The organism is Nocardia sp. NBC_01503 (genome assembly GCF_036327755.1).
Lineage (GTDB): Bacteria > Actinomycetota > Actinomycetes > Mycobacteriales > Mycobacteriaceae > Nocardia.
This window is the reverse complement of sequence record NZ_CP109596.1, coordinates 6,085,041-6,097,391: the sequence shown is the minus strand read 5'-3', so window position 1 is coordinate 6,097,391 and position 12,351 is coordinate 6,085,041. Positions and strand designations below refer to the sequence as shown.

Below are 12,351 nucleotides of genomic sequence, written 5' to 3'. Positions count from 1 at the left end.
AGCATCCCGCGCGGTGCACGGCCCATCCCAGAGACCAAGGTCACCCCGTCCGCGGGACATGGGCACAGAACTATGCGCGCGGCGCGAACGACCGATGTCCGCTCGACTCGGGACCTCCTGCCCTGACGCCGGAACCACCGGAGCGCGCACTGTGAATCAAGTTCCGGCGGTTGCGCGTGAGGGTGGGTTTCATGAAGACGGTCAGCAGAATCGCGGCGCTGGCGACGGCAGTCGTGCTGGCGTTCGTGCCGTACACCGCATCGGCGGCCGACGCGCCGCCCTCGGCGGCGACGGTGTTCACCCGGGCCTACGACACCACGACCAAGAACGTGACCCTCACCTTCGACGCGGACTGGTGGAGTCCGGGCAATCCGGAAGAGGTGCTGCGCATTCTGCGGGACAACGCGGTCACCGCGGCGTTCTCACTCACCGGACGCTATGTGGAGAAGTACCCGGACCAGACGCGAACCCTGCTGTCCGCCGGGCACAAGCTCATCAACCACAGCTACGACCACCCCTATTTCACTCAGCTGTCCCGAGCGGACCGCTGGGCGGAATTGGACAGGGCGGAGGCCGCGTTCAACCGGCTGGGCTACACCTCGGCGGGCTGGTTCCGCGCGCCGTATCGCGATGGATATCTGGATGCGGGCGTCAACGCCGATCTGGCCGCGCGCGGCTACTACCTCAACTACGACTGGACATTCGACACAACGGGATACGAGGGCGCGAGCCTGGACACCATCCTGTCGCGGGTACGCCAGTACACGGTGCCGGGTGCGACGATCGTGATGCATTTGAGCAATGACTCGACCGATACCGCGGCGTTGCCGTCGATCATCTCGACCCTGCGCGGCATGGGCTATGGCTTCAACGACCCGTACCGTTCGGTCACCAAGGGACTGATCGGAGCCAAGTACGCCGCACTGGGCGCGCAGTCCTGCGCGCTCGGCGTCCCGCGCTCGGGTGAGATGGTCGCCACCACGGCCGGAACGAGTGCGGTGCAGTGGTTCGACGGCGGCCGCGTCTACTGGCGCAATGACATCGGCGCGTTCGAGGTGCACGGGGCGATCGCCGGGACCTACATCGGGCTCGGCTCGGTGACCTCGTTCCTGGGATACCCGCGAACGGATGAGACCGGCACACCCGACGGAATCGGGCGGTACAACCACTTCCAGGGTGGCTCCATCTATTGGAGCCCGGCGAGCGGATCACACACGGTGTACGGAGCGATCCGGGACAGGTGGTCCACACTCGGATGGGAGCGCGGATTCCTCGGCTACCCGGTATCGGACGAGGTCGGCGTGACCGGCGGGCGGGCATCACAGTTCCAGGGCGGCAATATCTACTGGTCCGCCGCCACCGCCGCGCATGAGGTGCACGGGGCGATCCTGGGCCGCTATCTTCAACTCGGCGGCACCGGAAGCACTTTGGGTCTTCCCACCGGCGACGAGTACAGCGTCGACGGCGGGCGGCGGAGCGACTTCGCGCATGGCGCGATCCTGTGGAACGCCTCAACCGGAGCGTTGACCGTGCTCTCCGACTGACCTGGCAAACGTCATCAAGGGGGGGAATTGGCCCCGCAGGCCGAAACGAGGGGTGGCGGTCCTGCGGGGCCCGACCTGGGAACTGCCGTTTGCCGGGGGTGCATGGACGCAGTAACCCGTTCGAGCAGGCCGTGAACCCAGTATCCGGCCGACGGTGGCCGTCGAATGCGCTGCGGGTGAACATGATTCGTTTTTCGGACACGGGCGTCGCGTTCTGGATATCGCCGAGAGCGGGCAGCCGGGTGCGGTGCCGGTGAACGTTGTCGCGGCAAACCCGGAATCTATGAAGTAGTTTCGGCGAGAGCATGATTCGTTCGTAATGGGGAGTACAGATGACACGACGCGCGGTGGTCAGTGGCGGCGGGACCGGAATAGGGCGAGCGGTCACGGAACGGCTTGCGGGCGACGGGGATTCGGTGGTCATCGTCGGTCGCCGCGATGCCGTCCTGAAAGCCACTGCCGAGGAGATCAATTCGGCCGTCGGAGCGGAGCGCGTCACGACCGCGACCGCCGACCTCACCGATCCGCGTGAGGTGCGCGAGCTCGTCGAGCACATCGCGGCGAGCGGGGGTATCGACGTCCTGGTCAACAACGCGGGCGGTAATCCCGCCCGCGCCTCGAACGACCTGACCGCGCTCGCGGAGGCGTACACGGAGGCATTCCGGCTGAACGTGATCACCGCGGTGCTGTTGACCGAGGCGCTCATTCCGCACCTGATACGACCCGGCGGCCGCATCGTATCGGTGAGTTCGATCGCCGCACTGCGCGGTAACGGACCCTACGGCGCCGCGAAGGCCGCACTACACGGCTGGGCGATGGGGCTGGCGCAGCAGCTCGCCCCCGAGGGCGTCACCGTCAATATCGTCGCCCCGGGCTTCGTACCCGCCACCGAGTTCTGGTCCGAGCGGTTGACACCACAACTTCAGGCCGAGCGCATCGCGCAGATTCCGCTCGGCCGGGCCGGAACCCCCCGCGAAGTCGCCGCGGGCATCGCCCATCTCGCCTCCCCGGAAGCCGGTTGGACCACCGGCCAGATTCTGCAGATCAACGGCGGGACACTGCTCGGCCGCGGCTGACTCGCCGGGGTGACAGCCGCGGATTCGCCGCGGGTGCGGATCGAGCGGCGCGTCCGCGCTTCGGGCGATAGGATTTCGATCCGCCAGACAGGGTCGAGCAAACGGCCCCGTTCGGCTCAGCCCAGCCCCGCCGACCGGTTCGGTGGGCGCCGATCCGAAAAGGCCCGTGGTGTCCGACGTGTCCTCTGCGACCGAACAAATCGAAAGAAATCGAACTGATCTGCTGTCCGAGCTCGTCATGCATCTTCGGGAGAACCGGACGGTGCTGCGCGAGGAGTGGGCGCGGCGCATTCGGGCGGCCCAGCTACTCACGGCGATGACGCCCGATGAGATGTTCTCCGAGGCGACATCGGTCTACGACAACTATGTCGCGGTCCTGGAGACCGGATCGGTTGAGGCGCTTCAGGATTACGCCCGTGACCTGTCCGAGCGCATCATTCCCCGCGGCGTGGAGACGCACGAGGTGCTCGGCATCGTGCTCCTGCTGCGAGATGTGCTGGCGCGCTCGCTGTTCGAGAAGTACCAATCCGATGTGACTGTCCTGAACCGGATTCTGGATGCCTACGAGCCCGCCGCCAACCGCATCGCCAATACCGTCGGCGTCTCCTTCGTGGAGGAGCGCGAGCGCATCATCCGCCAGCAGCAGGAGGCGATCCGCGAACTCTCCACCCCGGTGCTGCAGGTCCGCGAACAACTGCTCATCCTGCCCATCATCGGCGTGCTCGACAGCCAGCGCGCCCGCCAGCTCACCGAACAACTCCTGCGCGCGATCCGCGTCAACCGCGCCAAGGTGATCGTCATCGACATCACCGGTGTCCCGGAGATCGATGCGATAGTCGCCAACCACCTCGTCCAAACCGTCGACGCCTCCGGCCTGATGGGTGCGAGCGTCATCATCACCGGCCTCTCCTCCGATATCGCTCTCACCCTGGTGACCATCGGTCTGGACCTGTCCAAGATGAACGCCGTCGGCGACCTCCAGGGCGGCATCGAAGAAGCCGAACGCCTCCTGGGCTACGAGGTGACCCGCTCGGGCGAACCCGGCCTGAATCACGTCTAGAGGTAGAGGGTGGCGGCGGTGCAGAGCAGGACCAGCGGGACGCCGGGCAGCGCGATGGCGGCGAAGGCCCGGGGCGTGATGATCAGGCCCTGGGCTCGGCAGCGGGCGGCCCAGAGGACTGTGGCCAGGGAGCCCCAGATGGTGATGAGCGGGCCTATGTTCACGCCGAGGAGGATTTCGTAGAGGTTGGTGGTGGTGCCGGGAGGAACAGCAGGGGTGTCGAGCCCCGGGCGAGCCGGGCACACCGCACGGCCGCCACCTCGAATACGCCTGCCACGCTGGATAGTTCGGCGAGCAGGGTGGCGGCGATCAGGAAGCCGAGAATGGGTGCGCCACGGTCGGCGACGATCTCGGTCGCCTCGGGCAGCGGTAGCCAGCCGGTGGCGACGGCGGCAATGGCGAGCAGCGGCGGGACCAGCCAGAGTCGAGTGGGAGTGAACCATCGCCCCATCGTCGGTCCCGCCATCGGCGCACTCACCCTCTCCATGCCTTCAAGATCGTCTCGTGGCCATCAGGTTATGCGCCGGACCGCTGCCGAGCCGACGCGGTTGCCCGAACATGGCGGTGCCCGGGCGCCGCATCGGCACCCGGGCACCGCCCGTTCGTGAGGGGAATCAGTGGCGGAAGGCGTCCTTGACCTTCTCCCCCGCGTCCTTGATGTTGGACCTGACCTGATCGGCCTTGCCCTGCTGCTCCTGGTCTTCGTCACCGGTGGCCTTGCCGACCTGCTCACGTGTCTTACCCGCGAGCTCGTCAGCCTTGTTCTTGGCCTTGTCGGTTGCGCTCATGGCAGTCCTTTCGGAGTATTTCCGCCGTAGCGGGCGAACGCTGACGTCCACACCTGGGCACTACCCGGGGTCCCACCCGGTATGCGGGGACGGCGCATCCCATCGGAAACTCTCAGAAATAAGAGACGGTCGAGTATCGCGGCGAATTCGGGGTAATCGCGCGGCATGGTGAGTAGTCGCGGACGCCATCGACTTCCGCACAGAAAGGCCAGGTCATGCCAAAGGAATGGACCGCTGAGGAAGAACGCGAATACGAGCACATCAAGGATTCCGCCGAGCAGCGGGGTGAGAGCGCCGAGCGTGCCAAGGAGATCGGTGCGCGCACGGTGAACAAGAACCGGGCGCAACAGGGGAAGACCAAGACCGCCGGCCGCAGCTCGGTGCGGGATATGTCACCGCAACAGCGCGGCGGGAAGCGCTCGGGCAAGCGGGGACCGAAGGGGCTCACCCGCGATCAGCTCTACAACGAGGCCAAACAGCGAAATATCAAGGGCCGCTCCAGTATGACCAAGGATCAGCTGGCGCGGGCGCTCGGCCGGAAGTGATCCGCTCACCCGGAATCGGCGATGCCTCCACCGTTCTCGTGATGAACTCGGTTCGATCGGGTAAGCGCGCGGTATGGAACTTTTCGCTATTTTCGCGCTTATCGCGCTGCCGTTCGTGGCAGCCCTGCTCATGCTGCGCCGACCCCACGATGCCGGGCCGCCGCCGGCGTCTCCCGAAGTCGAGGAGACGCCGCCGGAATATCCGAGTGGCTGGTATGTGGAAGAGCTCTACTCGGGCCGTTCGAATCACAAATGACGCCGACGTGGGCCGCATCACAGAATTCGAGGCAACCTCTCAGCAACGTTCGCCCGGTCGGGAGCGATAGGTACTCGAGCGAGCGTGGTGACGGAAACTGCCTCCCGAGCCACGCTCGCTCAGCGCCCGGTGCGGGGACCGGATCCGGATGGCCCTGCGGTCGCGAGACCGCTCGAGCGAGAGGACCCGATCGATGAGATCGATTCGTGGTAAGTCGAATTCGACCGAGAGACCCGGCGGTCTGGCCCGGCGAGCGGTGCTTCTACTGGCATTGACGCTGTTGACGCCCTTGGGAATCGCGGTTGTCGGTAACGGCGCGAAGGCGTCGGCGGCATTCAATCCGGCCGCATTCGACTTCTGGGTCGACTCACCGAGCATGGGCCCCATCAAGACTCGCGTGTTGCGGGCCGCGGACGGCAATACCGATCGGGTGGTCTACGCGCTCGACGGTATGCGGGCGCGCGAGGATCTCAATGGCTGGGAGATCGAGACCAATGTGGCCGAGACCCTGGCCTCGTGGAATATCAATGTGGTCATGCCGGTGAGCGGTCAATCCAGTTTCTACACCGACTGGAACGCACCCAGCGAATTCCTCGGCATCCCCGCGGGCACGGGCTCGGCGAATACGGGCTCCGGTGCGACGGACGCGCTCTCCGGCGGTCCGGGCAAGAGCTACCGCTACACCTGGGAATCCTTCCTCACCAATGATCTGCGCTGGGCACTGCGAGATCGCCTGGGCTTCAATCCGAATCGCAACGGCGTCTTCGGCCTGTCCATGGGCGGCAGCGCGGCGCTGACCCTGGCCGCGTACCACCCCGACCAATTCAGCTTCGCCGGTTCCTACTCCGGCTATCTCAATATCTCCGCCCCCGGCATGCGTGAGGCCATCCGCCTGGCCATGATCGACGCGGGCGGCTACAACGTCGACTCCATGGCCCCGCCGTGGGGCCCGCAATGGCTGCGCATGGACCCCTTCGTCTTCGCCCCGCGCCTGATCGCCAACAACACCCGCGTCTACGTCGCCGCGGCGAGCGGTCTGCCCACCGCCCAGGACGGCCCGAATATGGGCACCGTCAACGGTATGGCGCTGGAAGCCTTGGCCCTGGCCAACACTCGCGCCTTCCAGGTCCGCATGGCCACCCTCGGCGGCGGTAACACCATCTACTCCTTCCCCGCCTACGGCATCCACGCCTGGAACAACTGGCAGGACGAGGCCTACCGCATGATCCCGGACCTGTCCGCCAATATCGGCTAGCACCGGCTGGACGCCAGGACAATCGAACTGTCAAGGATCTGTCAAAGCGCGGTCGAAGGTCTTGCCCTTGACCGCGCCATGGGTTGATATCGCTGTATGACTGCACCCGTCGGCCCCCACCGCACATTGTGCGCGGCTGCCGACGGTGCCGGGCACCGCGTCGAGCGGATGCCGTCCAACCTGGAGCGTTTCGGCTTCGGGAGCGAGGACGAGCCGCCAAGTCCGGCCTAGCCGGCCAGTCGAATTCTGTGTCGCGTTGTAGATCTGCGCGCACATTGTCGCCGTCTGTGCGACCTGATCAACCCACCCTCGCGACGTTCGTCGCGATTCAGCCGCGTGATCGACCACCCCGGTATCGGTCACGCGCACCTTGATGGGAGACCTATGTCCGCAAGTCCGTCCAGCACCCGTACCGTCCTGGTGACCGGCGCCGAGGAACGCCTCGGATTCGCCACCGCGGAGCGGGTGATCGCCGATGGCGACACCGTCATCGCGCATGTCCTGGACAAGAATCGCGCCGACGACACACTCCTGCGACTGCAGGCCGTCGCCCGGCCCGGCCAGGTACGTATGGTGCACGCCGACTTCGCACGCTTGACCGAGGTCGATGAGCTCGCCCGCACCCTGGTGGCGGAGTTGGCCGGTCTGGACGCGCTGATCAATGCCGCGGCCATCCCCGCCCCGCAGGCGCGCACCCGCACCGAGGACGGTCACGAGTTGACCCTCCAGGTGAATTACCTTGCCCCGCACCGCCTCATCACGGCACTGGCCCCGGCGATCGCGGCGGCGAACGGGCGCGTCGTGGCCGTCACCTCGCGCCTGCATCTCGGCGGCAATATCGACTACACCGACCTGGATCGCAATCGCGGAATCTACACCCCGCTCTCGATCTACGCCCAGGCCAAGCTGGCGCTGACCATGTTCAGCCGTTCGCTGGCCGAGGCCGGGCCGGTGGGCCTCACCGCGATCAGCGTCTACCCCGCCGACTTCGAGATCGACGTCCCGCAGATCCGCAGTCACCGGGACGCGCCGGTGAAATCCGCCGCCGACGTGCTGGCCACGCTCAGCAACCCGGCCACCTCGGTCGTGAACGGCGGCTACTACGAGGGCCTGGAAGTCGCGAAACCCGCCGCGCTGGTGCGTAATTCGCGTGCGCGCGCTCGCCTGGCCGCGTGGAGCAATCCGCTCGCACACACGGCCTGAAACTTTCATTCGAACCGGAGGAGTCCATGTCCGAACGAGCCCGCAAGAAACGCGCCCGCCGGCTGCAGAAGGCCAATCACGGCCATCGGCCCAACCAGCGCTGACCGACCTCCGGCGCACCCGACATCGGCATGTCGCGGTGCGCCGAGGACAGGAACCGCCGCGAGCCCGCAAAGCCGCGGCGGTTTCGTCGTATGCGCGCACGGCCGCGCGGTTCGGATCACGCTGACCCCCACCCGGGAACGGTGATCCGACCCGTCAGGCAGCGGGCCGGTCGGACGAATGACCGTGCCACCGTTGCCGTTCGATCAGCTCGATCAAACTGTCGACCGCCGCGAGCGAGGACCACTCATCGCGCGCGACGAGGCCGGGGTACTGATCGGAGCGAGCGACGAAGGCGGTCTCCGCCGCCGACCAATCGACATGGAAGTACGACAGACTGACACTCCTGCCGACGGTGCCCATAGCAATCGCCTCTTCCGCTGATCTCGACCCGAATCTCGATTGGACACCACGGACCGGAAAGGGTCCCGCGCCTTTACACCTCCGCTATCGCCACACCCGCGAAAATTTCCGATTCCTTTGCACCCCATGGCGGTGCGCCCGGACAGCCCCTCCTACAATCCCCGCGTGACGCTCACTCTCGCCGATCTGACCGGCTACACCGAACGTGATCTCGACACCGACCTGGCCCGGTGGTTCCCGGGGGCTGAAACCGTTTCCGTGCCAGCTGAAACACGTTCGGTGACACCATTTCTCACCCGACTGTCGCCCGTGGACGCGGCGGCCCTGGCCGCCTTCGACCGGCGCGTGCGTTCGGGCCTGATGCCCCAGTTCCTGGATATCCACGACTGGTCCTACGGCTTCGACTTCGGTGCGAATGACTGCGGCATAAGGGATTCCGATTACACCACCGAACTCACCGATGACGATGTGTATTCGATCGGCGCGGACGGCGGCGGAAACCTGTACGTCGTGATCCCCAATGGCCAAGTGGCCGTATGGTTTCACGAGGAAGAGGTACTCGAAGGCGGCACCCGCTTCGACAATCTCGATGTGTTCCTCTGGTCCTTCGTGCGCTACCGCGCGGTCAGGGCGGGCGCACTGCCCCGCACGGCGGTGGAGGCCGACTTTCTGGCACTGGCCCAGGACGGTGCGGTGGAACCGGACCTGGGCCTGTTGCGCCTGATGAAATGAGTGGTTGCCCCGCTACTCGTCCCAGGCTTGGATCGAGGTCTGGTCGATGATGCGGCCGTCACGCAGGTCGGCGACCGAACTGCACAGCACCCGCACGCCGTCGGGGTACCGGCAGGATTCCAGGAAGGCGAGGTGGTCGCCGTCGACGACCACGCTCTCCAGCGTGTGGGTCATCTCGCGGCCGTAGACGTCGGTCAGCATCTCGGAGATCGCCGAACGGCCGTGCATGACCCGCGGGTGACTGGGTTGGGTTCGGTGATCGACCATGCGTATCTCGGCATCGTCGGCGTAGAGCGACAGCAAAACCTGGGCGTCCCGGCCCTCGATACCGCGGCGCAGCGCCTCGGCATCGAAACCATCGGGTGTCGACATGGTGCTCATAAGGGTCTTCCTTTACTCGTGATGGGTCACGAGCCGGACCCCCGATTCGGCCCGTAGCGAGCGGCTTACGCCGGTTGACACCCGAAATCGCCCGATCAGCAATCACCTGGTGAACGGGTGGCGGTTGCGGTCACGCGCGGCCGGGAAGCCGGACCAGCGGCAGTGCGTGGCCGGTCGAAACCACCCAGTGCTCATAGGCGTTGAGGGCGGCGATGACGATCGTCACGATGATCAAGGTCGCCAGGGTCGGCAGGAATGAGCCGAGAGCGGTCAATGCGCCCAGGGCCAGTGCGACAACGGTTCTGCCGAGCGTGGGTGCGCCGAACATGCGCCAGCGGGTGAAGCAGAAGCCAAGCACGAACAGGGCCGCGCCCAGTGGAAGCAGGTAGGCGTTGACCCCGTGCGCGGTACCGGTCGGGTGTTCGACCACCGCGCGAGCGCCCACCGAGACCAGGACCAGGCCGACCACCAGCAGCATGTGACCGTAGCTGAGCACATCGCGAACCACCGTGCCGCGTACGCGATTGGTGCGCAGGGAATGCTCGATCGCGGAGAATCCGTACGCGAAGTACAGCCACCACAGGCCGCAGCCGAGCAGGAAGGTCAGCACCACCGCCGCCCACGACGCCAAACCGAGGTGCGATTCGGAAGCCTGATTGCCCACCGAGGCAACACATTCGCCGAGTGCGATGATCACGAACAGGGCGAAGCGCTCGGGCAGATGCGTCGCACCGAACCGCACCGTGGCCACCGCGCGCACAGACAGCGCCGGACCGGCGAAGGCGAGCAGCACCGCCACCACCCAGATCGCCACGCGCACACCACCTTCGGGCACAATTCCGGCGACCACCAGCAGCGCCGCGCTGATTACGGATATGACGTACGGGTTCAGCCACCGATCGAAGGTCCGCTTGCGCCGGATCGCCACCCACAACAGCAGTCGCAGCGCCAGGTGCGCGCTGGCGAAGATCAGCGGCTCGGCATGCCCGGTGAACGCGTGCGGGGCGGTGATGGCCATCGTGAACATGGCCAATCCGGAGGCGAACAGGAAGAACCGCTGGCGCGAGGTGTCCTCCACCCCGTGCACCGTGAGCGTGACCCCCACCCAGGACCACCACATCACCGCCAGCAGCAGTACGGCCTGCCCCACCGCACCCCAATTCGGATGCGACACCGGCAGATGCGCCGCCTGGGTCACCGCGAAAACAAGTACCAGGTCGAAGAACAGCTCAGCCCAACTGGCCCGGTCATGCGCCTCGTGTAGAGGTTCGGTCACGTCAATCCTTGTCTGGCGGTCGATCGAAAGCGTCCCACTGTAACCGCGCACCGCCGTCGAAATTCCCCGGCTGTGACCGAACCGTCCGGAGCTATCCGATGGCCACCACCGCGACCGCCGTCACCGCCAGCAGCAGGTAGATCGCGGCGGCGACCCGTAATCCGAAGCGCAGCAACTGGTTCTCGGTAACGCCCGCCGCGGTGGCGCGCTCACCCGCCACGGCGAGGATGAGCATGATCATCGGCAGGGAGGTGAAGACCGCGTGGCCCGCGCCGCTGTTCTGCAGGGCCGCGAACCAGGTGCCGAGACCGGTGGGGGCGAGTTGCTGCTGCAGCGACATCATCAGCACATTGCCGCCGACATTCGAACCGGTGACGAAGCCGCTGAGCATGCCCAGGGCCGGGGCCGCCACGGCTACGACCGGCTCGGGAGCGTTGGCGACCGCCGCACCCAGGCGGGCGATCATACCGCTGTCCGCCATCAGACGGCCGAGGACGACGAAGCCGGTCAGGGCGAGCAGGGGGCGGGTCACCCGCGTGAGAGCGGCTCGCAGGTCCGGGATTCGGGGACGGCCGCGGTCCAATAGCAGGGCGGCGGCCAGCAGCGGCAGACCCGGTGAGGACAGCAGGGCGAAGCTCGCGCCACCGGCGTGCAGGGCCAGCGGCCCGATGCCCGCGGTGGTGGCGAGGCGCAGGATGGCTATGCCGCCGAGGACAAGGCCGTAGGCGCGCAGGACAGTGCGCGGAGGCAGCAACCGCGCCGGTCCGGACTGCGGCTCCAGGGCAAGCGCACCGTTCGGGTCGTGCGTGCCACTCCGATCGAACGCACTCCTCGGGTGCGCGCCGCTCCCGTCGTGCATCGCATTTTCCTCATGTGCACCACCGACTTCGGACAGGGCGGTTGCCAGTTGTGCTTCGATCCGGCGCGGCCGCCGCGCCGCGCACAGCACGAGCGCGACCGTGGTACCGAACAATCCGGCGAGTACGCCCGCGGGCGGGACGATGCCCAGCCCGTTGACGATCAACAGTCCCAGGGCAAGCAATCCGCCGGCTCCGGCGGCGAGAAGTACTGTGCGCGAGTGATTCTCATGGCGGGCCAGCAGCGCCGCCCAGACCGTCACGAGTGGGAAGATCAAGGCGCTGGTAACGGCGGTGGCGACGCCCAGCGTGGCCGTCGGCACCTCGGCGAGCGCGGCGCCGATGACGGTGGCCAGGCCCAGCGTCCCCCACGGGATGATGTTCATCCCGAGCATCGCCTGACGCAGCGCGGTCGCGGGCGGCGCGAGCGCCAGCAGTACCGGCACGGTGACCAGCAGCGAGACCCCGAAACCGGTGAGCGCCTCCACTGTCGGCGCGATTCCGGCCACCACCAGCGCGACCTTGGCCGGACCCGAGAGCGGCAGTGCGCGCACCCACTCCCCCAGCGATCGGTGCACCCCGTGCCGGGTCAGGACCTGGCTGAGGTAGACGCCGGGCAGCATGACCGCGGCCGCGTTGAGCACCAGCAGGCCCGCTCCCCCCGCCCCCGCACCCAGTGCCGTACCGGGCAGGGTGAACTCCGGCCGCCACCAAATCAGCAGTGCCGCAACGACACTTCCGGTGGCCGCCGCCCAGTGCGCGGGACGGCGCAATCCGGTGATCATCGCCAGCACCACGATGAGCGGAAATACCGCCAATGCCCACATCATTGCCTCCCATGGCTTTTCGCTGCCGATCAACAGCTGCGACACAGCCTGGCTGTCAGGGTGGGTGGCGGTATTGAACAAAAGTC

The 12,351-nt window shown here is 66.8% G+C and carries 16 protein-coding genes; 9 read left to right on the top strand and 7 right to left on the bottom strand.

All coding sequences use genetic code 11. The features are described from left to right. Positions 1-191 precede the first annotated feature (191 nt). The 3 genes from OHB26_RS27740 to OHB26_RS27730 all read left to right on the top strand — a co-directional run bounded on the left by OHB26_RS27740 (position 192) and on the right by OHB26_RS27730 (position 3,680). Positions 192-1,544, top strand: a complete 1,353-nt coding sequence (locus OHB26_RS27740; RefSeq protein ID WP_330180193.1) for a polysaccharide deacetylase family protein — start codon at positions 192-194, stop codon at positions 1,542-1,544. Between the two features lie 332 nt (positions 1,545-1,876). Then, entirely contained in the window at positions 1,877-2,620 is a 744-nt protein-coding gene (locus OHB26_RS27735; RefSeq protein ID WP_330180192.1) for an SDR family NAD(P)-dependent oxidoreductase, read from the top strand. A gap of 178 nt (positions 2,621-2,798) precedes the next feature. Next, positions 2,799-3,680 (top strand): STAS domain-containing protein, encoded by an 882-nt coding sequence (locus OHB26_RS27730; RefSeq protein WP_330180191.1) that lies wholly within the window; start codon positions 2,799-2,801, stop codon positions 3,678-3,680. Here OHB26_RS27730 and OHB26_RS27725 read toward each other — a convergent pair. The 3 genes from OHB26_RS27725 to OHB26_RS27715 form a co-directional block, all read right to left on the bottom strand. Beyond that, positions 3,677-3,844 (bottom strand): hypothetical protein, encoded by a 168-nt coding sequence (locus OHB26_RS27725; RefSeq protein WP_330180190.1) that lies wholly within the window; start codon positions 3,842-3,844, stop codon positions 3,677-3,679. The two genes, OHB26_RS27730 and OHB26_RS27725, sit on opposite strands and share 4 nt — an antisense overlap. Then, positions 3,841-4,146, bottom strand: coding sequence for a hypothetical protein (locus OHB26_RS27720; RefSeq protein ID WP_330180189.1), 306 nt, complete (start codon positions 4,144-4,146; stop codon positions 3,841-3,843). Before OHB26_RS27720 ends, OHB26_RS27725 begins: the two co-directional genes overlap by 4 nt. A 148-nt stretch (positions 4,147-4,294) precedes the next feature. Beyond that, on the bottom strand, positions 4,295-4,468 hold the full coding sequence (locus OHB26_RS27715; protein WP_330180188.1) for a CsbD family protein: 174 nt from the start codon (positions 4,466-4,468) through the stop codon (positions 4,295-4,297). 215 nt (positions 4,469-4,683) lie between these two features. On the opposite strand from OHB26_RS27715, the gene OHB26_RS27710 reads away from it, so the two are divergent. The 5 genes from OHB26_RS27710 to OHB26_RS39760 all read left to right on the top strand — a co-directional run bounded on the left by OHB26_RS27710 (position 4,684) and on the right by OHB26_RS39760 (position 7,831). After that, positions 4,684-5,013, top strand: coding sequence for a plasmid stabilization protein (locus OHB26_RS27710; RefSeq protein ID WP_330180187.1), 330 nt, complete (start codon positions 4,684-4,686; stop codon positions 5,011-5,013). Between the two features lie 73 nt (positions 5,014-5,086). Next, positions 5,087-5,269, top strand: coding sequence for a hypothetical protein (locus OHB26_RS27705; RefSeq protein WP_330180186.1), 183 nt, complete (start codon positions 5,087-5,089; stop codon positions 5,267-5,269). 193 nt (positions 5,270-5,462) lie between these two features. Continuing rightward, positions 5,463-6,524 carry an alpha/beta hydrolase gene (locus OHB26_RS27700; protein WP_330180185.1) on the top strand — a complete coding sequence of 354 codons (1,062 nt, stop codon included), beginning with the start codon at positions 5,463-5,465 and terminating at the stop codon, positions 6,522-6,524. 384 nt (positions 6,525-6,908) lie between these two features. Next, on the top strand, positions 6,909-7,727 hold the full coding sequence (locus OHB26_RS27695; RefSeq protein WP_330180184.1) for an SDR family NAD(P)-dependent oxidoreductase: 819 nt from the start codon (positions 6,909-6,911) through the stop codon (positions 7,725-7,727). 26 nt (positions 7,728-7,753) lie between these two features. After that, positions 7,754-7,831: a 50S ribosomal protein bL37 gene (locus OHB26_RS39760; protein ID WP_442943047.1), complete on the top strand. Its 78-nt coding sequence runs from the start codon at positions 7,754-7,756 to the stop codon at positions 7,829-7,831. A gap of 154 nt (positions 7,832-7,985) precedes the next feature. On the opposite strand, the gene OHB26_RS27690 is transcribed toward OHB26_RS39760, so the two are convergent. Continuing rightward, a complete protein-coding gene (locus OHB26_RS27690) occupies positions 7,986-8,192 on the bottom strand; it encodes a hypothetical protein (protein ID WP_330180183.1) in 207 nt (68 codons plus the stop codon). Between the two features lie 165 nt (positions 8,193-8,357). Here OHB26_RS27690 and OHB26_RS27685 point away from each other — a divergent pair, with 165 nt between their 5' ends. After that, positions 8,358-8,924 (top strand): hypothetical protein, encoded by a 567-nt coding sequence (locus tag OHB26_RS27685; protein ID WP_330180182.1) that lies wholly within the window; start codon positions 8,358-8,360, stop codon positions 8,922-8,924. Between the two features lie 12 nt (positions 8,925-8,936). Here OHB26_RS27685 and OHB26_RS27680 read toward each other — a convergent pair whose 3' ends face one another. From OHB26_RS27680 to OHB26_RS27670, 3 genes are all read right to left on the bottom strand, one after another. Continuing rightward, a complete protein-coding gene (locus tag OHB26_RS27680; RefSeq protein ID WP_330180181.1) occupies positions 8,937-9,305 on the bottom strand; it encodes a nuclear transport factor 2 family protein in 369 nt (122 codons plus the stop codon). Positions 9,306-9,435: 130 nt separating this feature from the next. Continuing rightward, on the bottom strand, positions 9,436-10,581 hold the full coding sequence (locus tag OHB26_RS27675; protein ID WP_330180180.1) for a low temperature requirement protein A: 1,146 nt from the start codon (positions 10,579-10,581) through the stop codon (positions 9,436-9,438). Between the two features lie 91 nt (positions 10,582-10,672). Beyond that, positions 10,673-12,310, bottom strand: coding sequence for an L-lactate permease (locus tag OHB26_RS27670; RefSeq protein ID WP_330180179.1), 1,638 nt, complete (start codon positions 12,308-12,310; stop codon positions 10,673-10,675). Positions 12,311-12,351 lie beyond the last annotated feature (41 nt).